Source organism: Pilosibacter sp. YYHA0881, from assembly GCF_051602715.1.
Lineage (GTDB): Bacteria > Bacillota > Clostridia > Lachnospirales > Lachnospiraceae > Alitiscatomonas > Alitiscatomonas aceti.
This window is the reverse complement of sequence record NZ_CP175657.1, coordinates 1193742-1218004: the sequence shown is the minus strand read 5'-3', so window position 1 is coordinate 1218004 and position 24263 is coordinate 1193742. Positions and strand designations below refer to the sequence as shown.

General features: G+C 55.6%; 24 protein-coding genes. 22 read left to right on the top strand and 2 right to left on the bottom strand.

Features of this window, described 5'->3' with window-relative positions; translation table 11 throughout:
- The first annotated feature begins 86 nt into the window (after positions 1-86).
- Both ACI6NM_RS05755 and ACI6NM_RS05750 read left to right on the top strand, forming a co-directional pair.
- Positions 87-1313 carry a D-alanyl-D-alanine carboxypeptidase family protein gene (locus ACI6NM_RS05755; RefSeq protein ID WP_262427916.1) on the top strand — a complete coding sequence of 409 codons (1227 nt, stop codon included), beginning with the start codon at positions 87-89 and terminating at the stop codon, positions 1311-1313.
- Positions 1314-1342: 29 nt separating this feature from the next.
- On the top strand, positions 1343-1945 hold the full coding sequence (locus ACI6NM_RS05750) for a hypothetical protein (RefSeq protein ID WP_022273042.1): 603 nt from the start codon (positions 1343-1345) through the stop codon (positions 1943-1945).
- 27 nt (positions 1946-1972) lie between these two features.
- Here ACI6NM_RS05750 and ACI6NM_RS05745 read toward each other — a convergent pair whose 3' ends face one another.
- Both ACI6NM_RS05745 and ACI6NM_RS05740 read right to left on the bottom strand, forming a co-directional pair.
- Entirely contained in the window at positions 1973-2335 is a 363-nt protein-coding gene (locus ACI6NM_RS05745; protein ID WP_022273041.1) for a NusG domain II-containing protein, read from the bottom strand.
- A gap of 5 nt (positions 2336-2340) precedes the next feature.
- On the bottom strand, positions 2341-3366 hold the full coding sequence (locus ACI6NM_RS05740) for an FAD:protein FMN transferase (protein ID WP_022273040.1): 1026 nt from the start codon (positions 3364-3366) through the stop codon (positions 2341-2343).
- Positions 3367-3457: 91 nt separating this feature from the next.
- Between ACI6NM_RS05740 and ACI6NM_RS05735 the strand changes: the two genes are divergently transcribed.
- The 20 genes from ACI6NM_RS05735 to ACI6NM_RS05640 all read left to right on the top strand — a co-directional run bounded on the left by ACI6NM_RS05735 (position 3458) and on the right by ACI6NM_RS05640 (position 24263).
- Positions 3458-3979: a Gx transporter family protein gene (locus ACI6NM_RS05735; protein WP_262427917.1), complete on the top strand. Its 522-nt coding sequence runs from the start codon at positions 3458-3460 to the stop codon at positions 3977-3979.
- Positions 3980-4051: 72 nt separating this feature from the next.
- Entirely contained in the window at positions 4052-5551 is a 1500-nt protein-coding gene (galT, locus tag ACI6NM_RS05730) for a UDP-glucose--hexose-1-phosphate uridylyltransferase (protein WP_262427983.1), read from the top strand.
- 129 nt (positions 5552-5680) lie between these two features.
- Positions 5681-6106: a hypothetical protein gene (locus ACI6NM_RS05725; RefSeq protein ID WP_022273037.1), complete on the top strand. Its 426-nt coding sequence runs from the start codon at positions 5681-5683 to the stop codon at positions 6104-6106.
- The gene (locus ACI6NM_RS05720) at positions 6103-7056 is read left to right on the top strand and encodes an ABC transporter permease (RefSeq protein WP_262427918.1); all 954 of its coding nucleotides are present in this window, start codon (positions 6103-6105) and stop codon (positions 7054-7056) included. The genes ACI6NM_RS05725 and ACI6NM_RS05720 overlap by 4 nt, the downstream gene beginning before the upstream one ends.
- Positions 7057-7085: 29 nt before the next feature.
- Complete coding sequence (cdaA, locus tag ACI6NM_RS05715; protein ID WP_022273035.1) at positions 7086-7955, top strand: diadenylate cyclase CdaA; 870 nt, start codon at positions 7086-7088, stop codon at positions 7953-7955.
- Positions 7936-9384: a CdaR family protein gene (locus ACI6NM_RS05710; RefSeq protein ID WP_262427919.1), complete on the top strand. Its 1449-nt coding sequence runs from the start codon at positions 7936-7938 to the stop codon at positions 9382-9384. Before cdaA ends, ACI6NM_RS05710 begins: the two co-directional genes overlap by 20 nt.
- A gap of 39 nt (positions 9385-9423) precedes the next feature.
- Positions 9424-9687 (top strand): HPr family phosphocarrier protein, encoded by a 264-nt coding sequence (locus tag ACI6NM_RS05705; RefSeq protein WP_158358785.1) that lies wholly within the window; start codon positions 9424-9426, stop codon positions 9685-9687.
- Positions 9688-9693: 6 nt separating this feature from the next.
- Positions 9694-11043: an O-antigen polymerase gene (locus ACI6NM_RS05700; RefSeq protein ID WP_262427920.1), complete on the top strand. Its 1350-nt coding sequence runs from the start codon at positions 9694-9696 to the stop codon at positions 11041-11043.
- A gap of 55 nt (positions 11044-11098) precedes the next feature.
- On the top strand, positions 11099-12292 hold the full coding sequence (locus tag ACI6NM_RS05695; RefSeq protein WP_022273031.1) for a pyridoxal phosphate-dependent aminotransferase: 1194 nt from the start codon (positions 11099-11101) through the stop codon (positions 12290-12292).
- 19 nt (positions 12293-12311) lie between these two features.
- Positions 12312-13448: a sporulation integral membrane protein YtvI gene (gene ytvI / locus ACI6NM_RS05690; protein WP_158358782.1), complete on the top strand. Its 1137-nt coding sequence runs from the start codon at positions 12312-12314 to the stop codon at positions 13446-13448.
- A gap of 93 nt (positions 13449-13541) precedes the next feature.
- Positions 13542-14246, top strand: coding sequence for a response regulator transcription factor (locus ACI6NM_RS05685; protein WP_022273029.1), 705 nt, complete (start codon positions 13542-13544; stop codon positions 14244-14246).
- A complete protein-coding gene (locus tag ACI6NM_RS05680) occupies positions 14236-15372 on the top strand; it encodes a sensor histidine kinase (RefSeq protein WP_158358781.1) in 1137 nt (378 codons plus the stop codon). The genes ACI6NM_RS05685 and ACI6NM_RS05680 overlap by 11 nt, the downstream gene beginning before the upstream one ends.
- 5 nt (positions 15373-15377) lie before the next feature.
- Positions 15378-17822 (top strand): hypothetical protein, encoded by a 2445-nt coding sequence (locus ACI6NM_RS05675; RefSeq protein WP_022273027.1) that lies wholly within the window; start codon positions 15378-15380, stop codon positions 17820-17822.
- Complete coding sequence (locus tag ACI6NM_RS05670; protein WP_022273026.1) at positions 17822-18772, top strand: ABC transporter ATP-binding protein; 951 nt, start codon at positions 17822-17824, stop codon at positions 18770-18772. The genes ACI6NM_RS05675 and ACI6NM_RS05670 overlap by 1 nt, the downstream gene beginning before the upstream one ends.
- A complete protein-coding gene (locus ACI6NM_RS05665; protein WP_022273025.1) occupies positions 18762-19661 on the top strand; it encodes an ABC transporter permease in 900 nt (299 codons plus the stop codon). Before ACI6NM_RS05670 ends, ACI6NM_RS05665 begins: the two co-directional genes overlap by 11 nt.
- Before the next feature lie 9 nt (positions 19662-19670).
- Positions 19671-20507, top strand: a complete 837-nt coding sequence (locus ACI6NM_RS05660) for a deoxyribonuclease IV (protein ID WP_158358779.1) — start codon at positions 19671-19673, stop codon at positions 20505-20507.
- A gap of 35 nt (positions 20508-20542) precedes the next feature.
- Positions 20543-21793, top strand: coding sequence for an SPFH domain-containing protein (locus ACI6NM_RS05655; protein WP_158358778.1), 1251 nt, complete (start codon positions 20543-20545; stop codon positions 21791-21793).
- Positions 21794-21812: 19 nt separating this feature from the next.
- Positions 21813-22910 (top strand): TFIIB-type zinc ribbon-containing protein, encoded by a 1098-nt coding sequence (locus ACI6NM_RS05650; RefSeq protein WP_262427921.1) that lies wholly within the window; start codon positions 21813-21815, stop codon positions 22908-22910.
- A 2-nt stretch (positions 22911-22912) separates the two neighbouring features.
- Positions 22913-23821 (top strand): TPM domain-containing protein, encoded by a 909-nt coding sequence (locus ACI6NM_RS05645; protein WP_262427984.1) that lies wholly within the window; start codon positions 22913-22915, stop codon positions 23819-23821.
- Positions 23822-23846: 25 nt separating this feature from the next.
- Positions 23847-24263, top strand: coding sequence for a DUF3842 family protein (locus ACI6NM_RS05640; protein WP_158358775.1), 417 nt, complete (start codon positions 23847-23849; stop codon positions 24261-24263).

The window sequence follows — 24263 nt, the reverse complement described above, 5'->3', positions numbered from 1 at the left end:
TCTGTAAAGAAAGGCCGGGAGGCGGCATATAGTTGCAGAAAGAGCAGCGGAGAATGCGGCCGGAAAGGGAGGCCGCAGAAGGATATATGAGGATCAGAAAAGCATACATACGGACGTTGACGGCGCTCCTGGCCCTGGTGGCCTGGCTGTGGCCCATCCAGACAGAGGCGGTCCAGGCTCCGGGGGAGGAGGCTCCTGCGCCTTTGGAGCTGAGGGCCCGGGCGGCAGTGCTCATGGATGGGGATACGGGAAGGATCCTGTATGGAAAAAACCAGGACCAGACCCTCCCCATGGCCAGCACCACCAAGATCATGACGTGCATCCTGGCTCTGGAAAACGCTTCCCTGGACGATGTGGTGGAGGTGTCCTCCTATGCAGCATCCATGCCGGATGTGCAGTTAAATATCCGGGAGGGGGAACAGTACCGGCTGGGGGATCTTTTGTATTCCCTGATGCTGGAATCCCACAACGACACAGCGGCGGCCATTGCAGAGCATGTGGCCGGGACCAGGGAGGCCTTTGCGGACATGATGAACCAGAAGGCCAGGGACATCGGCTGCCGGGATACCTTTTTCATCACGCCCAACGGTCTGGATGCAGAGGACCCGGATACCGGCCGCATCCACAGCACCACGGCAGCGGAGCTGGCAGGGATCCTCCGGTACTGTCTGTTCCAGTCTCCGGAGCGGGAGGGGTTTTTACAGGTGACCCGGGCGCCGTCCCACGCCTTTTCAGACGTCTCCGGGACCAGGACCTTTTCCTGCGTCAACCATAATGCCCTGCTGACCACCACGAAGGGGGCCATTTCCGGGAAGACCGGCTTCACAGCCGGGGCCGGCTACTGCTACGTGGGAGCCGTAAAAAAGGGAGAGAAAACGTTCATCGCAGCGCTTCTGGGCTGCGGATGGCCGCCTCACAGAACATACAAATGGGAGGACATGGGAAGGCTTCTGGCCTTTGGGGATGAAAATTATGATTTTTATGAACTATTAAAGGAAACACCGGAGATTCCTCCCATACCTGTAAAAAACGGGATCGGAAGCCAGACCGGGCTTACAGTGGGATATCCGGAGCCGGCCTCCCTGAAAATACTGATGAACCAGAACGAGCCGGTGACCATAAAAAAGAAGGTGGCAAAGGAGCTTACGGCCCCGGTGGCAGCCGGAATGGCGGTGGGCCAGGTGGATTACTACGTGGGGGAAGATCTGGTGGCCAGCTTTCCTGTGACAGCCTCAGAGACGGTGGGAAAATGGGATCTGGAATTTTGTGTGAAAACCCTTTTAAATGGATTTTTATTCTGTTATAATGGATGAAGTTTTATCAGATGAAGGAGGCAGAATACATGAAGACTGCGCTTACAAGAGAAAAAGCCATCGGACTTTTAAGAGAATACAATAAGGAGCCGTTCCATGTGCTTCACGGGCTGACCGTGGGAGGCGTTTTAAAATGGTACGCCAGAGAGCTGGGCTATGGGGATGAGGCGGACTTCTGGGAGATCTGCGGGATCCTCCACGACATCGATTTTGAGCAGTATCCGGAGGAGCACTGCCTGGCAGCTCCCAGGCTTTTAAGGGAAGGCGGAGCAGAGGAGGAAGTGATCCATGCGGTCTGCAGCCACTGCTACGGCCACCATCCGGAGATCACTGCCAGCCCGGATCATGAAATGGAAAAGGTCCTTTATGCGGCCGATGAGCTGACGGGCCTCATCGGAGCGGCTGCAAAGATGCGTCCGTCCAGAAGCTGCCAGGATATGGAGGTCTCCAGCCTGAAGAAGAAATTCAAGGATAAGCGGTTTGCGGCGGGCTGCTCCCGGGACATCATCGCCCAGGGTGCAGAGCAGCTGGGCTGGGATCTGGCAGAGCTGATGGAGCGGACGATCCTGGCCATGCGCTCCTGTGAGGAGTCTGTGCAGGCAGAAATGGAAGCCATGGGCCTGGAAGCGTAAAAGAGAGGAGCAGCCGGGGATAAGATCCTAAGGGGCTCCCATGACCCGGGCGGTCATCCGGTTGGGAAGACATACGATCATCTCTCCCTCCTGGCTGACCTGTCCCTGGTCCATACAGATCTTATCGGGGCAGGAGGCTTCGGTGACCCAGGCTTTTCCGTCCCGGATCACAAAGACATTGACGCCGCCCTGGTCATTTTTTACCGTGTATTCCTGGTCCTTATGAAGCTCCAGGGTCTCCACCACGGTCCCGTCCACAGAAATTTCCAGGAACGCTGCCGGTCCGGAGTGGAAGGCCCGGTTCACGAGAAAGAAAAGGAGCGCTGTAAGGAGTACGGCTCCGGTCAGGAAAAGCTCCCGTTTCCCTGCCTGTCTGTTTTTCTGGTCCATAGGATCTAATCCTTTCGTAAAAATTTTTCCATTCCGTCGGAATAGTGGATCTGATAATCCTCATCAATGAAGCAGGCATACACGCCGTCCATGGATTCCACCAGCTCCATGCCTCTGGAGAGTCCCAGGGAAAAGCAGGTGGTGGAGAGGGCGTCTCCGTCTACGGACCGCTCCGACAGGATCGTCACTGAGATCAGGCCGTTGTCATAGGGATAGCCGGTGGAGGGATCCAGGATATGGTGGTAATTTTTTCCGTCCTCCACGAAATGGCGCTCGTAAACGCCGGAGGCCACTACGGAAAGGTCAGAGACCTCCACCTGGGCAAAGGTCTCGTTCCGGTCCGCAAAGGGCTTCTGGAGCCCCACGGTAAACGGCGTGCCGTCGGGCCGGCTTCCCACGCAGAGGACGTTCCCTCCCAGGTTGATCATGGCGCTTTCCACGCCGGAGTCCAGGAGATACGCTTTCAGCTGATCGGCAATGTAGCCCTTGGCGATGGCGCCCAGATCGATGGAGGTGCCGGGATCCAGGAAGGTCAGGGTGCTCCGGGTCCCGTCCAGCCGGAGCTTTTTATAGTCCACCTTTTTCCGGGCCTCCTCAATGGCCTCCGCCGGAGGGACCGACGGGGACGTCCCGCTGAAATTCCAGAGGGAGCTTAAGGGCTCGGTGGTGATATCAAAGGCCCCGCCGGAACGTTCACAGTAATAGAGGGCTGTGGCCAGGAGATCCGTCATGTCGTCAGACAGGGGATACGTTCCCGTGGCGTCCTCCCGGTGGTTCAGCCGGTACACCTCGCTTCCGGACAGAGTGCGGCTGAAACGGTTTTCGTATTCCCGGCAGAGGGCCATGGCTCCGTCCAGGATGGACTCGTCCCTGGAATCGTAGATGGCGATATCCACAAAGGTATTCAGGAGAAAATCGGAGCGGTGGATGGGAACGTCTGCCGGAGAGCCGCCCGGCGGCTTTATAAAGCAGAGGGCCGCCAGAAGGATGGCAGCCCCCAGCACAGGCACCAGATGGGGGAACCTTTTCATAAAAGATACCATTCTTTCTATTATAGATTTGGAACAGGTCTCATTCTAGCAAATGGGTCATGCAAAGTCAAGACGGGAGGAGCAGGGGAGATTGAAGAAAAATACGTCAGAAAGAACGGAGCGGGCGGCCCTTTACGGGCTTCTCACTGCCCTGGCCATGGTCCTGGGATTCGTGGAGAGCCTGATCCCCATTCCGTTCCCGGTGCCGGGGATCCGCCTGGGACTTGCCAACCTGGTGACGGTGGCCGGGCTTTACCTGGTGGGGATCCGGGGAACGGCGGCGGTGACGGTGCTCCGCATCGTTCTCACGGGCCTTTCCTTTGGAAATCCGTACAGTATGGCCTATGGTCTTTCAGGAAGCCTTCTAAGCCTGCTGGTCATGGCGGCAGCGAAAAAGCGGCAGTGGTTCTCACCAGTGGGCATCAGCATCCTGGGGGGCATTGCCCATAATGTGGGACAGGTCTCCTTTGCGGCTTTTATCGTCCGTACAGCAGGCGTTTTTTATTATCTGCCGGCGCTCCTGGCCGCCGGCTGCGCGGCCGGAGCCGTCATCGGCATAGTGGGCGGGATCCTGGCAGAACGGATCTCACAATTTTTGAAAAACCGGAATTAACGATTGTATTGTCTGCCGGGAACAGCTATAATTAAAGAAATGAATTTTTTACGGGGAGTGGAAGTTATGAAAATGATCAGTGAAGCAGTCCGGGATCTGGTGCAGTACGGCCTGGATACAGGACTTTTAGATGAAGAGGACAGATATTACGCCAGGAACCAGATCTTAAGACTTCTGGGCCTTACAGAATATGAGGAGCCGGAAGAGCCGGAAAAAAAACGCAGCCTGGAGGATATCCTGGAGACGCTTCTGGACTATGCGGCAGAGAACGGCCTTCTGGAGCATGACAGTGTGACCTACCGGGATCTTTTTGATACGAAGCTGATGAACTGCCTGATGCCCAGGCCCAGCGAGGTATCAAAACGGTTCAGAGAGCTTTATGAGGCAGATCCAGAGGCAGCCACCAGGTATTTTTATAAGCTGAGCCAGGATTCCGACTATATCCGGAGATACCGGGTATGTAAGGATATGAAGTGGGTGGCAGATACGGAATATGGAGCCCTGGACGTGACTGTAAACCTTTCCAAGCCGGAAAAGGATCCCAGGGCCATTGCCGCCGCCAAGCTGGCAAAGCAGAGCGGATATCCCAAATGCCTTTTATGCGTGGAGAACGTGGGCTATGCCGGGCGGGCAGACCATCCGGCCCGGGACAACCACCGGATCATTTCCCTGACCATGGGCGGAGAGGAGTTCGGCTTCCAGTATTCCCCCTATGTATATTATAATGAGCACTGCATCGTGTTCAATCAGAAGCATGTGCCCATGAAGATCGACAGGAGCTCCTTTGTGAAGCTGTTTGATTTTGTAAAGCAGTTCCCCCACTATTTCCTGGGCTCCAACGCCGACCTTCCCATCGTGGGAGGCTCCATCCTGACCCATGACCATTTCCAGGGAGGCTGCTATGAGTTTGCCATGGCCAAGGCCCCGGTGGAAAAGGAGCTGGAGTTTAAGGGCTTTGAGGACGTGAAGGCAGGGATCGTCAAGTGGCCCATGTCCGTGATCCGCTTAAACGGGACGGACAGCGGGCGGATCGTGGACCTGGCGGATAAGATCTTAAAGGCATGGCGCGGGTATACGGATGAGGCAGCCTTTATTTTTGCAGAGACAGACGGAGAGCCCCACAATACGATCACTCCCATTGCCCGGATGCGGGACGGCCGGTTTGAGATGGACCTGGTGCTGAGGAACAATATCACTACAAAAGAGCATCCCCTGGGCGTTTACCATCCCCATGAAAAGCTGCATCACATCAAAAAAGAGAACATCGGCCTCATCGAGGTCATGGGACTGGCAGTGCTCCCGGCCCGGTTAAAGGAGGAGCTGGCCCTTCTGGCTGGCTATATGACGGAAGGAAAGGATATCCGCAGCAGCGAGACCATTGCGAAGCACGCCGACTGGGTAGAGGAGTTCCTTCCGAAATATAAAACGGTAACAGAAGAGAATGTGATGGATATTTTAAAGACCGAGGTAGGACGCGTATTTGCAGAGGTCCTGGAGGACGCCGGCGTTTATAAGCGGACCGGAGAGGGAAGAGCCGCGTTCCTGCGCTTTACGGATTCGGTGAACGGCTGATTTTTGTCAAAATCCTTAACATTTCCATAAGAAAATGGGAACTGCTCGCCAACAGGAAGAAATTGTGATATATTATCTGTGAGGCGGCGTAGCCCTGCGCCGTTTCGCAGAAAGGATAAGGAGAACCATATGCTGAACGAAGAAAAGATCCGGATCATGACAGGGATCGCCATGTTTGAAAAAAAGGCCGGGAGGGACATCCTTCCTGCCAGCCGGTATTTTAAGAGCGATTATGTCGGAGGCCGTATGATCCGCTCCTTCATTTTTTACACGTTTTCCAGTATGCTGTGCCTGGCCCTCTGGGTCCTTTATCAGATGGAGGACATTATGAGCACCATGGATGTGACCGCGCTCCTGGCGTCGGCAAAGCATGTGGCCTTATTCTATGCCGCCGGGCTTCTGGTCTATCTGGCTGTCACTTACTGGATCTATTCCCGACGGTACGAGCGTGCCAGCAAAGGCATGAAGATCTATCAGGCCAAGCTGCGCCGTCTGGAGAAAAAATATGAAGCTCCCTCTGTACAGGGAGAAAATGAGGAGGAACGGCGCGTATGATGGGCCTTTTGGTATTTAAAGAAAAATTAAAGCAGCTATATGGAAAATACAACCGGTACATGATCCCGGCAGTGAAGTTCCTGCTGGGGGCTTCGTCCTTCTTTCTGATCAGCTCCAACGTGGGCTTCATGGCCAGGCTTAAGAATCCCCTGGTGCCGGTGGTGATGGGACTGGTGGCGGCAGTGGTGCCCTGCGGAGTCACAGCATTTTTCGCCGGCTGCTTTCTGATCGCCCACGTTTCCCAGGTATCCCTGGAGGCGGCGCTGATCATTGCCGTATTTATGCTGGTGGTCATGATGCTCTATTATGGCTTCCGTCCGGGAGACGGCTACCTCCTGCTTTTGACGCCCATGATGTTTTTCTTAAGGGTCCCCTATGTGATCCCTCTGTTCGTGGGCCTTTCCGGCAGCCTGGTATCCATTGTCCCTGTGAGCTGCGGCGTATGCATTTATTACATTATGATGTATCTGAAGCAGAACGCCGGCGTACTGGCAGGCAGCACCATGTCAGAAATGGCGGAGCGGTTCATCGTCATTGTCCAGAGCCTTTTTGGGAACCAGCTGATGTGGGTCATGGCGGCGGCCTTTGCGGCCGGTGTTCTGGTGGTGTTCCTGATCAGAAATCTGTCGGTGGATTATTCCTGGTCCATTGCCATCATCGCCGGAGTGATCACCCAGCTGGTGGTGATCTTCATCGGGGACTTTTATTTTAACCTGCCGGTCGCCATCGGTCCCATGATCCTGGGGATCCTGGTGTCTGTGGTCCTGGCTCTGGTCTACCAGTTTTTCGTGTTTGCGGTGGATTACACCAGGACGGAATATTTACAGTATCAGGACGACGACTACTATTATTATGTGAAGGCGGTGCCGAAGATCACCGTCTCCCAGCCGGATGTGAAGGTACACCGGATCTCTTCGAGAAAATCTTCCAGACACGAAAAATCCAATTAAACAAATAAAACTGGGATGGAGGTGAAAGTATGACAGAATTTCTTGGACGCATATATTCCTGGCTGGCGTTCATACCAAAGATCACTCTGGGAAACCTGTTTGAAATTCTGATTATCTCTTTCCTTATATACGAGATCCTGATCTGGGTCCAGAATACCAGGGCCTGGGTGCTGTTGAAGGGCGGCCTGATGATCCTGGCCTTTTACCTGGGGGCGTCCCTTCTCAGGTTAAATACCATTACCTGGATGATCAACCATATGGGCCAGTTAGCCCTGATCGCTCTTCTGATCATCTTCCAGCCGGAGCTCCGGAAGGCCCTGGAGCAGCTGGGAAGCAAAAATATCATCACAGAGCTGTTTTCTTCAGAGGATGTGAGAGGACCGGAGGGCTATACGGACAAGACTGTCAACGAGATCGTCCGGGCTGCTTATGAGATGGGAAAGGTAAAGACGGGAGCGCTGATCGTTATTGAGAGGGAAACTCCCCTTTCGGAGATCGAGAGGACCGGGATCGAGGTGGACGGCATCGTCACCAGCCAGCTTCTGATCAATATCTTTGAACATAATACACCGCTGCACGACGGTGCGGTGATCATCCGGGGAAACCGGGTGACGGCGGCCACCTGTTATCTGCCGCTGTCGGATAATCTGAGCATCAGCAAGGACCTGGGAACCCGTCACCGTGCGGCCCTGGGGATCAGCGAGACCTCGGACAGCCTGACGGTGGTGGTGTCTGAGGAGACAGGCCGCGTGTCCCTGGCCCGTGACGGACAGCTCACAAGGATCAGCGATCAGGAAACCCTGCGCCAGGCCATTTCCGTGGAAAAGGGAGAGGATACTGGGGCAGGACGGTTCCGGTTATGGAAGGGAAGACATAAAAATGAAAGAAAAGCAGAATAAGCGCTGGGGACTGAAGCTTTTGTCGGTCTTATGTGCCTTTCTGGTGTGGCTGGGCGTCGTCAATGTGGCCGATCCGGTGATGACCAGCACGGTGGAGGTGCCGGTGGAGATCGTCAACGGAGAAGTACTGGAAGCCAGCGGCTTAACGTATGAGATCATAGGAAAAAAGACGACCACCGTGTCGTATGAGGTAAAAACGACCAATGCCCACCGGATCCGTCCGGCAGACTTCAGAGCCTATGCGGATATGACGGATCTCTGGTCTGTTACAGGCTCCATCCCTGTAAAGGTGGAGGTGCTGAACCACAGCGAATACCTGCTGTCAGCCCCCGTGAGCCGGGTATCCACCATCAAGATCGAGACGGAGCCCTTACAGAAGAAGCGGTTCGATATCAACGTTTCCTACGCGGGAGACCTGGAGGAAGGATACGAAGCGGGAGACGTGGTGCTGTCTCCGGATCATTTATATGTGGAGGGGCCGGAATCCACCATCGGCCAGATCAGCAGCGTGGGGATCGAGATCTCCCTGGATGGCCTGACCATGGACGCAGAGGGGACGGCATCGCCCCAGTTCTACGACGCCAATGGCAATAAGATCGTTCTGGACCAGCGGGTGGAGGTGGACTGTGAATCGGTATCCTACTCCATGCCGGTCCTCAAGGTAAAGAGCCTGCTGCTGGATTTCGAGGTTTCCGGACAGGTGGCCGACGGATACCGGTTCACGGGCGTGGAATGTGATGTGAAGAGCGTTCCTGTCATCGGCCTGAAATCGGTGCTGGCTTCCTTAAATACCATTACGATCCCTGGTGAAAGCCTGAACCTGGACGGAGCCAGGACCAATATGGTGCGGACCATCGATATCAACGAGTATCTGCCGGTGGGAGTTTCCCTGGCCGGTACGGGCCGCCACGAGATCAATGTGACCCTGACTGTGGAGCAGTTAAAGGAACGTGTTTATACGGTGGAGGTCAACGATGCCTCCTTTACAGGGGAAAACGATGATTATATCTACCGGGCGGAGCCGGATACGGTGAATATCCGTATCGAGGCCCTGGCTGAGGAGCTGGACAGCCTTACTCTGGATTCCGCGGACATCCAGGTGGATGTTTCCTCCATGGGCGAGGGGATCCATGAGGCGAAGGTGGTGCTGAAGCTGGATCTGGACCGGGTATACAGGGTCCTGGATATCTCCTCCTGCAGCATCCAGGTGATGAAGGTCCCCGAGGCAACGGAGAGCGCGTCTTCAGCCGGGACGGCGGAAGAGACCACGGCGGAGACCAGTACGGGAGCCAGTGAAACAGACGACGCTTCCGGAGCCCAGGATGGAACGGAGGTATCCGGAACAGCCGCCTCCCATGAGACGGAGGAGAGCCGCCGCGCAGAGGTCCATCCGGCGGAGGAATCCTCTTCTGCGCAGGAAAACCGGTAAAGACACGGCATCTTATGAAAAATGGAGTATAGTTACAATATGGTAAAGCAAAGAGTTACGATCAAAAATCCCACAGGCCTTCACCTCAGGCCGGCGGGGATTCTGTGCAAGGAAGCCCTGCGGTACCAGTCCTCGGTGAAATTTCAGTTTGGTACCAGCACAGCCAATGCCAAGAGCGTTTTAAGTGTTCTTGGGGCCTGCGTGAAAAGCGGGGATGAGATTACGTTTATCTGCGAGGGGCCGGATGAGGAAAAGGCCCTGGCGGACATGGTCGCCCTGGTGGAAAGCGGCCTGGGAGAATAACTGGATATGGTAGTTTATCTGATCCTTTATGGCGCCGGTGTGCTTTTTGCATCCAGCGTCCATTACTATATGTCGGGAATGAGTCTGATCCTGGCAGCCCTGTATCTGTATTTTTATGATTACAGGCGGAGCGGGAACCCGTTCCATCTCAGGGCCCTGTTTTCCCTGTTCTGGGTAGGAGGGGAAGGGATCTCCTGCTTTAAGCTGAGCCGGCTCCAGACCGACTGGGATCCGGTGACCTGGGCCAGCTTTTTCATAGCCCTGGCCGCTTTCTGGAGTGTGTTTGGACTGGCAGAGGCCCGGATCCGGAAAAAACGGGAAGAGGGGAAGGATAAAAGAGAGGAAAAGGCCAGGAGGAAAGGCGTGGAAGCCGTATCTGAAGGAACAGAGGCTGCCGGGAGCTTTGGTAGGCTCACGGCCATCCTTCTTCTGACGGCTGTGTCCTGGGCCGCTTTTCTTCTGGAAGCAGCGGTCCTGGGCTATGTGCCGTTCTTCCTGCGGGGAGTGCCCCATGCCTACTCCCATTTCCACATATCCGGCGTCCACTATTTCACCGTTTCCTGCGTGCTGGTACCGTCCATGGCAGTGATCTGGTTTCTGCGCGGAGGCGTAAAGAAGCGCTGGCAGGCGGTCCTGGTGCTTCTGGCTGCGGCAGCATCCCTTCTGGTCCCTGTGCTCTGCGTGTCCCGGTTCCAGCTGATCTTTGCGGTGATCCTGGCGGTGCTGACTTTTATGCAGGTCTCGGGAAAGAAGCGGCTGCGGTATCTGTTCGGAGCGGCTGCGGCGCTGCTGCCGCTCTATGTGATCCTGACTGTTGCCAGGAGCCACGATGTGGCGTATCTCAACGGTATTTTTGAGATGAAGGACCCGGCGACGCCTATTTTTATCACCCAGCCGTATATGTACATTGCCAATAATTATGATAATTTCAACTGTCTGGTGACAGAGCTCCCGGCCCATTCCATGGGGCTTAAGAGCCTGTTTCCCTTATGGGCCTTAACGGGGCTTAAGTTAATAAAGCCGGAGCTGGTGGATTTTCCCATCTATACCACCAAGGAGGAGCTGACGACGGTGACGCTGTTTTACGACGCCTACTACGATTTTGGCGTTGTGGGCGTGTTCCTTTTCTCAGCGGCCCTGGGGCTTTTTGCCGCATGGCTCATGGACCGGGCAGAGAGGGCAGAGAATCCGTTCTGGCAGCTTTTTTATTCCCAGGCGGCGCTTTATTTCATGCTGTCATTTTTTACCACCTGGTATTCCAATCCGGCCACCTGGTTTTATTTTGCAGCCACGGGAGCGGCGATGGTCTGGGTGGAGCTCATAAAGCGGCTGGCAGGAGCCGGGGAAAGGACATAAAAGGGGAAGGCTGTTTTATCTGGGGGACAATAAGAAAACGATGGAGGAAATGAAAATGGTATCAGAAAAAATGAAGCCGTTCATGGCGAACAATTCCGCGATCCGCGCCATGTTTGAGGAAGGAAAGAAAATGGCCGCCGTCTATGGGGCGGAAAACGTATACGATTTCAGTCTGGGAAATCCCAATGTGCCGGTTCCGGAGGTCAATGAGGCCATCCTGGAGATCGTGAAAGAGGAGGCGTTCAATGCCCTTCACGGCTATATGAGCAACGCCGGCTTTGAGGATGTGCGCCAGACCATCGCCCAGTCCATCAATGAACGGTTCGGCACCAGTTTTTCTGAGAAAAACCTGATCATGACCGTGGGAGCTGCAAGCGGCCTCAATGTGATCTTAAAGAGCATCTTAAACCCTGGAGACCAGGTGATCGTATTCGCCCCGTACTTTGTGGAGTACGACGGCTATGTGAGGAATTATGACGGAGAAGTGGTGCGGATCTCCCCGGATACAGAGACCTTTATGCCAAAGCTGGATGAGTTTGAGGAGAAGATCACAAAAAGGACCAAGGCCGTCATCATCAATAACCCCAATAATCCCACAGGAGTTGTGTATGGCGAGGATACCATAAAGGCCCTGGCGGCTATCCTGGAGAAGAAGGAAAAGGAGTTTGGCATCTCCATCCTTCTGATCTCCGACGAGCCCTACCGGGAGCTGGCCTACGGGGTGGAGGTCCCCTATGTGACAAAGTATTACCATAATACGGTGGTGGGGTATTCTTACAGCAAATCCCTTTCCATCCCCGGCGAGCGCATCGGCTACCTGGTGATCCCCGATGAGGTGGATGAGAGCGGGGAGCTGATCACTGCCGCCTCCATCGCCAACCGGGTCCTGGGCTGCGTCAACGCCCCGTCCCTGATCCAGAAGGTGATCCAGTACTGTATCCGGCACAAGGTGACCGTCAACGTGGAGGCCTACGAGAAGAACCGGGATCTTTTGTACCATGCGTTAAAGGAGGACGGCTTTACCTGCGCAAAGCCCGACGGCGCGTTTTACCTGTTTGTCAAGTCTCCGGTAGCGGATGAAAAGGAATTCTGTGAGACCGCAAAGAAGCATCACGTCTTGATGGTCCCCGGCAGCTCCTTTGCCTGCCCGGGCTATGTGCGGATCGCTTACTGCGTATCCCATGAGCAGATCGAGCGCTCCCTTCCGGCGTTCCGGGAGATCGCCAGGGAATATGGTCTGTTAAAGTAGAGGGCAGACGCAGGTCCTCATGGAGGAGGAAATGGATATCAGAAAATATGCGAGGATCTTTTTAAACATTGCGGTTCCCCTTATGACCATCTACCTGATCTGTGTCTGGGGACCGCGGCTTCTTGGTTTCTTCATACCGTTTGTGATCGGCTGGGTGGTGGCCATGATCGCCAATCCCCTGGTGCGGTTCCTGGAAAAAAAGATACGGATCGTCAGGCGGCACAGCTCCATGGTCCTGATCGTGGGGGTTCTGGCTCTGGTGATCTTTGGCCTGTATTTCCTGGGAAGCCGGGGGCTTAAGGAGATGGTGCTGTTCGTGCGGGCCCTTCCGGGGCTTTATGCGGAGGTCCAGGAGGATGTGGCCGAAGCCTATGCGGAGCTGGAGCAGGTCCTTACGTTCCTGCCTCCGGAGGTGAAGGACTCCTTCGGTCAGGTCATCGAGCAGCTGGGAGCGTACATCGGCGGCTTTCTCCAGGACCTGGCGGCCTCTGCCGGAGGAGCTGTGGCCAGGACCCTGCCGGATGTGCTGGTCCATACCATTGTGGTCCTTCTGTCCTCCTATCTGTTCCTGGCGGAGCATGATGTGATCGTCCAGAGGATAAAGGAAGTGATGCCGGGGGCGGTGAAGCGGTATGCGGGACTTATAAAGAAGGACGTCAGGAAGGTCATCGGCGGCTACTTCATGGCCCAGTTCAAGATCATGTTCGTGGTGGCCCTGGTGCTCATGGGAGGTCTTATGCTCCTGGGCGTCCATTACTGGGCGGTCCTGGCGGTGGCCATTGCCATTCTGGATTTCCTGCCCATGTTCGGCACAGGAACGGTGCTGATCCCCTGGGCTGCGGTGAAGCTGTTTACCGGGGATTTTGCCTATGCGGCCGGCCTGGGACTGCTTTACGTCCTGTCCCAGGCGGTCCGGCAGATCATCCAGCCCAAGATCGTGGGGGACAGCATGGGGCTTCCGCCTCTGACCACCCTGTTTTTCCTGTTCCTGGGATACAGGCTCCGGGGACTGGCCGGTATGATCCTGGCCGTTCCGGTGGGACTGATCTTTATTAAATTTTATGAATACGGGGCCTTCGATTCCCTGATAAACAGCGTAAAGGAGCTGGCCAGGGAGATCGAGGAGATCCGTCATGGAGATGGGAAGGAGCCATAGGCCCCTTCCCGTTTTTTTCCATAAAAAAGTAAGGCAAAAGTGGGCAAAGTATGGTATGATGGTACATATATTACGGACAGAGGAGGATGTTTCATGGATCAGATCAATATTCTCGTTGTGGATGATGAAAAAGAGATCGCGGACCTGGTGGAGATCTACCTGGTCAGCGACGGATATAAAGTATTTAAGGCCAACAATGCCCTGGACGGACTGGAGATCCTGGAAAAGGAGGAGATCCACCTGGTGCTCCTGGATATCATGATGCCGGGGATGGACGGACTGGAGATGTGCCGGAAGATCCGGGAGACCAACAATATCCCGATCATCATGCTGAGCGCCAAGTCCACGGATCTGGATAAGATCCTGGGCCTGGGGACCGGGGCGGACGACTATGTGGTGAAGCCCTTTAACCCGCTGGAACTGACGGCCAGGGTAAAATCCCAGCTGAGACGGTATACCCAGCTAAATCCCAACCGGAATACCGGTCAGGCTGCCAAAAACGAGATCAATATCAAGGGTCTCTCCATCAATAAGGACAACCACAAGGTGGTGGTATACGGAGAGGAGATCAAGCTGACGCCCATCGAGTTCGATATCCTTTATCTCCTGGCCTCCAATCCAGGCCGGGTGTTCAGCACTGACGAGATCTTTGAAAAGGTATGGAATGAGAAGGTATACGAGGCCAATAATACGGTCATGGTACATATCCGCCGTCTCCGCGGAAAAATGAAGGAGGATACCAGACAGAATAAGATCATCACCACAGTCTGGGGGGTGGGTTATAAAATTGAAAAGTGATTTCAGCAGACGGTTTTACGGACAGGTCCTGGTCAATATCCTGTACAGCACCCTGGTGGCATGTCTGGTGGAGATCTTTCTGATCGCCAACGTGGATATGATCGTCAATTATCTGGAAAAGACCCAGGGAAGCCTTTCCCCTGCCCTTAAGATCTTCCGGATGGGGACTGCCACCACGATCCTTTATGTGATCGCCGGCATCGGGATCTTTTCCCTGACCTTCCTGCTTTTGCAGAGAAAGTCCATCCGGTACATAGGAAAGATCGCAGCAGCCATCCAGAACATCTCCGAGGGAGATCTGAATATCCAGGTGGAGGTGGAGGGAGACGATGAGTTTGCCATGATGGCGGCCAGCTTAAACCGGATGGAGGCCGATATCCGGGAGCTGATGGATAAGGAACGGGAATCGGAGCGGACGAAAAATGAGCTGATCACCAACGTGGCCCATGACCTCCGGACGCCGCTGACCTCCATCATCGGCTACCTGGAGCTGCTTTCCAGGGGCATGCCCATGGAGGAGGAGATGCGGCAGAAATACATTGACATCGCCTATACAAAGGCCAAGCGCCTGGAAAAGCTCATCGAGGACTTATTCGGCTTTACGAAGATGAACTGCGGCAAGATTGCCATGCACGTGGGCCGGGTGGACATCGTAAAGCTCCTGGGACAGCTTCTGGAGGAGTTTTATCCCAGCTTTGCCGATAAGGGGCTTACCTATGAGCTGACCAGCAATGTGCCGTCCCTGGAGATCACCGCCGATGGAAATCTCCTGGCCCGGCTGTTTGACAACCTGATCAACAATGCCATCAAATACGGGGCCGAGGGAAAGAAGGTACTGGTAAAGGTTGAGGCGGAGGAAGAAGTGGTATCCGTTTCTGTGGTAAACTTCGGCTATGTGATCCCGGAGGGAGAGCTGCATCTGATCTTCAATAAATTTTATCGGGTGGAGCAGTCCCGGTCCACAGCCACGGGAGGAACGGGCCTGGGGCTGGCCATTGTAAAAAATATCGTGGATATGCATGGAGGGACCATTTCCGTCACCAGCGACTTAAACGGTACGGTGTTCCAGGTAAAGCTGAAGATCGATTTTGATGTGAACAGAGAAAATTTCAGAGCGATAGGATGAATCATATGGGAAAAAGAAGCGTCAGGGTGTTCCTTGCACTGGTTTTTGCGCTCCTGCTTCCAGGAAGCCCGGCATGGGCGGGAGACGGAGCGCCGGTATCCATGGAGGTTTCCACAGTCTATGGGGATATGGGAAAGTTTGGGAGCCATATCCCCCTTGTTATTACTTTTTACGGCCAGTCGGAGACGCCCTTTAACGGTACGGTGAACGTAAAGACCCTGGAGAGCACGCCGGATAACAGCGATGAGGTCTATCAGTACAGCTTCCCGGTTTCTGTGAAGCTGGCGGAGACGGAAAAAAAGGAGATCTATATCCCCCTGGGGCAGAAGAGCAGCGGGATCCATGTGGCCCTCTGCGACCAGGGGGGAAGAGAGGTGGATTCCTGTTCTCTTTCCTTTGATGTGTCCCGGGACATGGGAAGGCTGCTGATCGGAGGCCTGGCAGGAGAGGAAGAGGAGCTCTCATACTTTGACGGCGTCCACCTGGAATACGGCATGGTGGATTCCCGGCTGATCCTCCTGGACCAGAAGGCCCTGCCCTCCGACGCCAGGGGACTGGAGCTTCTGGATATCCTTCTGATCAACGGCTTTTCTACGGAAAGTCTCACCGAGGACCAGAGGACAGCCATCCTTCAGTGGGTGGAACGGGGCGGGACCCTCCTGCTGGGCACAGGCCAGGAAGCAGAGAAGGTCCTGGGGGGATTTTCCGAAGATCTGGGCGGAGTCCGGATCCGGGGATATGAAAAAAAGAAAGTGGGCCTGGGGGTGGAATACGCCCAGGATTCCCCGGAGGATGCCCAGGTGGAGCTGATGTGCGCTGAGCTTTCTGTGCCCGGCGGAAGAGTGGTCATGGAAGGAGACGATATCCCTCTTTTAACGGTGATCCGGCGCGGGAAGGGAAAAATGGGATTTTTTTCCTATGATCTGGGGGAGATCCGCGGGTTTGCAGAAAAGACCCCTGGCTATGTGGCGGAGATCCTGACAAAGACCCTGGGCCAGGAGGCTGTCTCCCAGCTTTACTATTACAGCTCCTATGGAAGGAACGACGACTACTGGAGCGCCCAGAGCCTGGTGAGCACCGGCAGTGTGGACCGGCTGCCCAGGATCCCGCTTTATATGGCAGTGACAGCCGTCTATATCCTGGCGGCAGGGCCGGGGCTTTACCTGTATCTGAAAAAGAAGGACCTGAGCCGGTACTACGGAATTTCTGTGGTCATAGCTTCGGCGGCGGCCTCAGCGGTCATCTATCTGCTGGGAACGGGGACCCGGTTCACGTCGGAATTTTATACTCTGGCTACGGTACTGGATACCTCCGGGGACACGGTGGAGGAGACCACCTTTTTAGATGTGCGGACGCCGGACAGCCGTCCCTTTTCCCTGCGGGTGCCTGCGGAGTATTCCATTACTCCCTTGACCAGATCCAGCCAGTATGAGGAGCAGCCGGTCCAGGCCTTTGACGGAAAACAGGCGGCAGATGTGAGGATCGCCCGGGAGGAGGATGCGGCAGTCCTTTCAGCCAGCCGGTCCAGGGCCTTCGATCCCAGGTATTTTAAGCTGGAATCCAGGGGAGAACGGACGTTTCCCGGAAGGATCGAAGGAGATCTGAGGCTGTTCGAGGGAAAGCTTTCCGGCTATATCAGAAATGGCTATGATTTTCCCCTGACCGACAGCGCCGTCTTCTTTTACGGACAGGTCTGCCCGCTGGGAGATCTGGAGCCCGGGGAGGTACGGGAGCTTAAAGAGGAGCCTGTGTTAAACTGGCCGGTGAACATGACCTATCTGGCTGCCCAGTGGCTGGTGGAGAGGGATTCGGCCGGGAAGGAGCTGGACGATGAAGAGCTTCTGCGGAATACGGACCGGCGGAGCCTTTACGGCTGGTATCTGGATCAGACCTACGGCGGCGCCTACGTTTCCGGCGCGCGGTTTTCTGCCCTGGGCCCGGAGCAGGGGCTCTGGGAGTGGGTCTCACCCGACGGCCAGGCGGCAGACGGCCAGGTCCTTTATACGCAGGAGCTGGAGATGACCACAGAAAAGGGCGGGAGCGTCTGGAGGAGCGGTCTTTATAATCCCCAGCAGGTGGTCTCCGGGAACATGGGATACGGCAGCGACGGCCTCTCCCTTTATGGAACAGAGCCAGTGACGGTGGAATACTTCCTGGGAACAGACCTGGACGTGGAAAAGGTGGCCTTCACCTTTATCTCTCCGGAATTTTTCAGCGGCGAGGATTTTTATTATATCCGGCCGTTTGAGGGCGAGGCTTGTTTTTACAATAATGAAACGAAGAATTACGACCCGGTAGACCTTTCCGGCGGCGGATTTACGGAAAGCGTGCTGGCGCCTTACCTGTCTGCGGAGAACAGCCTGGTGGTAAAATATACGGCGGAGGAAGGGGACACTTCGGGAGTTACCTCGATGCTGCCGGTGCCGGTGGTGACAGGGAGGAAACGCTGATGTTAAAGATCCATGGCTTAAAAAAGAAATTTGGGAATTTTGAAGCCCTGAGGGGATTGGATATGGAAGTGGAGGAGGGGGCCCTTTACGGCTTTGTGGGGCCCAACGGAGCCGGAAAGACCACAGCCATCAAGATCATGGCGGGGCTTTTAAAGCCGGACGAGGGATCGGTGGAGATCTGCGGAAAGGACGCTTTAAGGTTCCGGGAGGAGGCAAAGGATCAGTTTGGCTATGTGCCCGATGAGTTTGGCATGTATGACAATCTGAAGGTGCGGGAATATATGGAGTTTTTTGCCTCCTGCTACGGCCTCTCCGGCCTCATGGGAAGAAAGCGGTGCGAGGAGCTTTTAGACCAGGTGAAGCTTTCTGACCGGGCGGACTTTTTTGTGGACAGCCTTTCCCGGGGAATGAAGCAGAGACTCTGCCTGGCCAGGGCCCTGATCCACGATCCCGGTCTTCTGATCCTGGACGAGCCCACCTCAGGCATGGATCCCAGGACCCGGATGGAATTTAAGGAGATGTTAAAGGAGCTGTGCGCCGAGGGGAAGACCATTCTGGTCAGCTCCCACATCCTTTCGGAGCTGTCCCAGATGTGTACAGACATCGGGATCATCGACGCCGGAAAGATCGTCCTTTCCGGCAACATGGCGGAGATCCTCCAGAAGGTCAATGATTCCAACCCGCTGCTGATCCGGATCTGCGGCGAGAGCCGGACAGCCATCGGGATCTTAAAAAAGGATCCCAGGGTCCAGACCATCGCCATCCGGGACGAGGACATCATCGTCAATTTCCACGGAAACCGGCAGGCAGAGGCAGAGCTTTTATACAGCCTCATGGAGGCGGGGATCCCAGTCAGCGGATTCATCAGAGAGCAGGGAGACCTGGAAAGTATCTTTATGCAGATCACAAGCCATGATAAGGGAAAGGTGGTGCTCAGCAGTGAAGAGTAATCCCGTTTATAAAAGAGAGGTGACGGTCCGGGCACGGAGCTTCCGGATGCCCCTGATCATCCTGGTGTTCAACGGGATCCTGGCGGTGGTGGCGCTGCTAAATATGTATTCGGCAGTGGCCCAGGTGCGGATCTCAGCCTCCGTCCAGTATTCCAGCTTCCTTCAGCTTTACGCCTTTGTGGCGACCCTGGAATTCCTGCTTTTAATGTTTATCATGCCGGCGCTGACCTCCGGCAGCATCAGCGGAGAGCGGGAGCGGCAGACACTGGAGCTTCTGTTTACCACCAGGATGACGCCGAAGGATATTGTGATGGGAAAACTGTTTTCTGCTTTGAGCCAGCTGATGGTGCTGATCGTATCCAGCTTCCCCATCCTTTTGCTGACCTTTGTATACGGCAGTATGGATCTGATGGACCTGGCGTTTTTAATGGTATGTTTTCTGGTGACGGCGGTCTTCTGCGGCGGTATCGGGATTTTTTCTTCATCGCTGATGCGCCGGTCCACCTTTTCCAATGTGTGTACCTACGGGATCCTTCTGCTGGTGGTGGTGGGCACATATATGTTAAATATTTTTCTTCTTAATATGTCCCAGATGCAGATCGCAGAGGAGATCTACCAGCTGGGAGAGACGCGGCCGGCGGCTTCGTCCGGCAGCGCAGTCTACCTTCTTCTGCTGAACCCCCTGGCTACCTTTGGGGAGATCATGGAAAAGCAGGTGACGGGAGGGATCGCGGACCTGTCCATCCGCCGGTTCCTTGGAAACGGACCGGATAATTTTGTGATCCGTCACTGGATCCCGGTCAGCATACTGGTCCAGACCGTGTTTTCTGCCGGGCTGGTACGGGGAGCCGTGTATTTTTTAAATCCTCTGAAAAATGAGAAGAAATAGGAGGGCGCTATGTTTTATATCGGATGCCATTTATCCTGCTCCAAGGGCTTTACAGCCATGGAAAGGGATGCGGAACGGATCGGAGCCACCACGTTCCAGTTTTTCACAAGAAATCCCAGGGGCAGCAGCGTAAAGGCCCTGGACCTGGAGGATATCCGGGAATTTTTAAAGAGAAAGGAAGAAAAGGGGCTGGGGACCCTGGTGGCCCACGCGCCCTATACCTTAAACGCCTGCTCGGCCGATGAAAAGGTCCGGGAGTTTGCCAGGAATACCATGGCCGACGATCTGGCAAGACTGGAGCATACGCCTGGGAACGTTTACAATTTCCATCCGGGAAGCCATGTGAAGCAGGGAACGGAAACCGGGATCCGGCTGATCGCCGAAACGCTGAACGCGATCTTAAAGCCGGAGCAGTCCACCATAGTCCTTCTGGAGACCATGGCCGGAAAGGGCAGCGAGGTGGGAAGCCGGTTTGAGGAGCTCAGGGAGATCCTGGACCGGGTGGAGCTTTCGGAGAAAATGGGAGTCTGTCTGGATACCTGCCATGTCTGGGACGGCGGCTATGATATCGCAGGCGATCTGGACGGGGTCTTAACAGAATTTGACCGGATCGTGGGCTTATCCAGATTAAAGGCTGTCCATTTAAACGACAGCATGAACCCTCTGGGGGCCAGAAAGGACCGCCATGCAAGGATCGGGGAGGGGCACATCGGCCTGGATGCCCTGGTGCGGGTGGTGAACCATCCGGCGCTCCGTGAGCTCCCCTTCTGTCTGGAAACGCCCAATGACCTGGAGGGATATAAAAGAGAGATCGGGCTTCTGCGTTCGCTGAGAACGGAAGGCTGACGGCAGAAAATCCATTGGAAGGAGAAAATAGATCTATGGGAATCATCAAAGCAGCGGCGGATGCCGTAAGAGGCGCTTTTGCAGACCAGTGGCTGGAGGTCATCGAGCCGGGAAACATGGGGGACCAGACTGTTTTTTCTGCTGGAGTTCCCACCCGCAGGGGCCAGAATACAAAGGGGACGCCGGGAGTGGTATCCAACGGCTCCAGGATCCGGGTATACCCCAACCAGTTCATGATGCTGGTGGACGGCGGCCGGGTCGTGGATTACACGGCAGAAGAGGGCTATTACACGGTCAACAATTCCATGGCCCCGTCCCTGTTCAACGGCCAGTTTGGAGAGGCTTTAAAGGAATCCTTTGACCGGATCCGTTTCGGCGGCCAGACCTATGGGGAGCAGAGGGTCTATTATATCAACCTCCAGGAGATCAAGGGCCTGAAGTTCGGTACCAGGACGCCGGTGAACTATTTCGACAGCTTTTATAACGCGGAGCTGTTCCTCAGGGCCCATGGGACGTACTCTGTGAAGATCACAGATCCCTTGAAATTTTACGGGGAAGTGATCCCGAAGAATACGGATCATGTGGAGATGGATGAGATCAACGAGCAGTATCTCAATGAATATATGGAGGCTTTCCAGACGGCCATCAACCAGATGTCTGCCGACGGGATCCGGATCTCCTTTGTGGCCTCTAAAGGCCGGGAGCTGGGCCGGTACATGGCCAATGTCCTGGACGAGGAATGGAACCAGCTGCGCGGCATGGAGATCCAGGCCGTGGGCATCGGAAGCATCTCCTACGACGAGGAATCCCAGAAGCTGATCAACTTAAGGAACCGGGGCGCCATGTTAAGCGATCCGTCCATCCGGGAGGGATACGTCCAGGGACAGATCGCTGAGGGCTTAAATGCGGCCGGCTCCAATCCCAACGGCAGTCTGGCCGGATTCATGGGCATGGGGATCGGAATGCAGAGCGGTGGAAGCTTCATGGGCGCAGCCTCGGCAGCCAACACAAGACAGATGGAGATGATGAACCAGGGAAGAAACGGGATGTACGGCCAGAACGCCGGGAATTTCCAGGGAGGAATGCCAGGCGCCGGCCCCAATGCAGGAGGAGGCCAGAACGGGCCTGCCGGGCAGACCTGGACCTGCGCCTGCGGCAGCGTGAATACGGGAAAATTCTGTCCCGAATGCGGTTCTCCCAGACCTGCGCCCGCAGCCTGGACCTGTGCCTGCGGCGCTGTGAACACGGGGAAATTCTGCTCTGAGTGCGGAAGACCAAGACAGTAGAGACGGAGGATGAGAGCATATGGCGCTGATGTCTTATAAATGTCCCAACTGCGGCGGCGGCCTGGTCTTTGATCCGGATTCCCAGAAATTCCAATGTGAATACTGCCTTTCAGAGTTCACAGAGGAGGAAATGAAGCGGATGGAGGAGGCGTCCGCTTCTCCCGCAGAGGAAGAGAAGGCTGTTTTGGAAGAGGAAGGGACGGCTCCCCAGGAAGGGGACTCGTCCCAGTCTCCGGAAACCGGGGAGGCGGCCGTTTACACCTGTCCCAGCTGCGGGGCCCAGATCGTCACGGACGCCACCACGGCGGCTTCCTTCTGCTATTACTGCCATAACCCGGTGGTCTTTTCCGGCCGCCTTTCGGGAGACCATATGCCGGACTTTGTCATCCCCTTTGCCATAGATAAAAAGGAGGCCACATCCCGCTTTTTAAGCTGGATCGGAAAAAAGAAGTTTGTGCCGGGGGATTTTTTCTCCAGGGACCAGATCGAAAAGCTGTCGGGGATCTACTTCCCTTACCTCATATACAGCTGCCAGGTGGACGGCCAGGCAGAGGCGGAAGCGGAAGAACAGCGCACCTGGGTCTCCGGCAGGACCCGGTACACAGAGCATAAAAGGTACCAGGTGGAACGGGCGGGCACACTGGAAGTTAAAAATTTAACAAGAAATGCTTTAAAAAAGAGCAATAAGGAGCTGGTGGAGGGAGTCCTGCCCTTTGATATGGAAAAGCTCCTGCCCTTCCAGATGGGGTATCTCTCCGGTTTCCAGGCGGAAAGGCGGGACATGGACGGGGAGAGCTTTGCAGGCGAGGCGGAGCAGGAGGTAAAGCAGTATACCCTGGACCGGCTCCGGTCCTCCATGGATACATACAGCAGCGTGCGTATAAAAGATTCCTCCATGGAGATCCGGGATCCCCGGTGGCAGTACGCCCTTCTGCCGGTATGGGTCATGACCTATGGCCATAGGGCCGGAGGAAAAACGTACTATTTTGCCATGAACGGCCAGACCGGAAAGATCTGGGGACGGCTGCCGGTGGATAAAAGGAAGCTGGCGGGGCTGTTCTTCGGCGTATTTTTCCCGGTGTTTGCAGCGCTTATGATCGGAGGGTGGTTTCTGTGAGGATGAAAAAATGGATGGGAGTCCTGGGCATGGCGGCGTTTATGGCCGTTGGGATCCCTGGGAATGCCGGGAGCGGACTGAGTATGACCGCCCAGGCCGCGGGCTCCGGGGAGATGGCAGGAAACGTCAGGGTCTTTGACCAGGCGGATCTTTTTCTGGAGGAAGAGGAAAAAGAGCTCCAGCAGGCCATCGACGCCCTCCGGGAAAAGATGGATATGGATGCGGCGGTGGTGACCGCAGAGGAAAATCCCGGTTCTGCCCAGGCCTATGCGGACGATTTTTATGAGGCCCACGGCTTTGGTACGGGAAGCGGCCGCGACGGGGCGCTTCTCCTGATCGACATGGACAACCGGGAGCTGTGTATCTCCACGGAAGGGAAGATGGTGCGGTATCTGACGGACAGCCGGATCGAAGCGGTGCTGGACGACATGTACGGCTATGCCGCAGCCGGAGACTATTACCAGGCAGCCGGAGCGTTTGTGGAGGATCTGGAGGTCTGCTACGACAACGGGATCGCCGCGGACCAGTATAATTACGACCCGGAGACCGGAAAGATCAGCCGCTACCGGTCGGTGCGCTGGTATGAGGCCCTGTTTGCCCTGGCGGCTGCGGCTGCCTGCGGCGGCTTTGCCGTCCTGGGCGTTGTGAGAGAGTATAATATGCGGGATGAGGAAAGCCGGATGGAGGCCAATTTTAAGCTTTCCTACCGGAAGGACAGCGCCTTCCGTATGGGGAGCCGGGTGACGGATCTTCTGATCGGAAGCTATGTGACCCAGCAGGTCATCGCCTCCCAGGACCACCGCAGCAGCGGAAGGAGCGGCGGAGGCAGGAGCCTTTCCTCCGGCGGCCGCAGCACCACCCACCGGTCCTCCAGCGGAAGAAGCCATGGAGGCGGGAGCAGAAAATTTTAAAAGCAGGAAAGAGAGGAACAGGGATATGACGATCATGGTAATGGACGGCCAGGGCGGCCGCATGGGAAAAAGCGTGGTGGAGCAGATCCGGAAACGGTTTCCGGAGGACGAGATCCTGGCCATCGGAACCAACAGTATCGCTACTGCCGCCATGCTGAAGGCCGGGGCGGACGCCGGAGCCACAGGAGAGAACCCGGCCATTGTGGGGAGCCGGAGGGCGGATATCATCATCGGGCCCATGGGCATCGTCATCGCCGATTCCCTGATGGGGGAGATCACGCCGAACATGGCAGTGGCCCTGGGCCAGAGCCAGGCGAAAAAGGTGCTGATCCCGGTGAACCGGTGCCAGCATTTTGTGGTGGGCTGCCAGGATCTGCCCCTGGGCGATTATGTAAAGCTGGTGGTAGAGCAGGTGGAGGCCATTAAGCGGGGAGACTGCTAA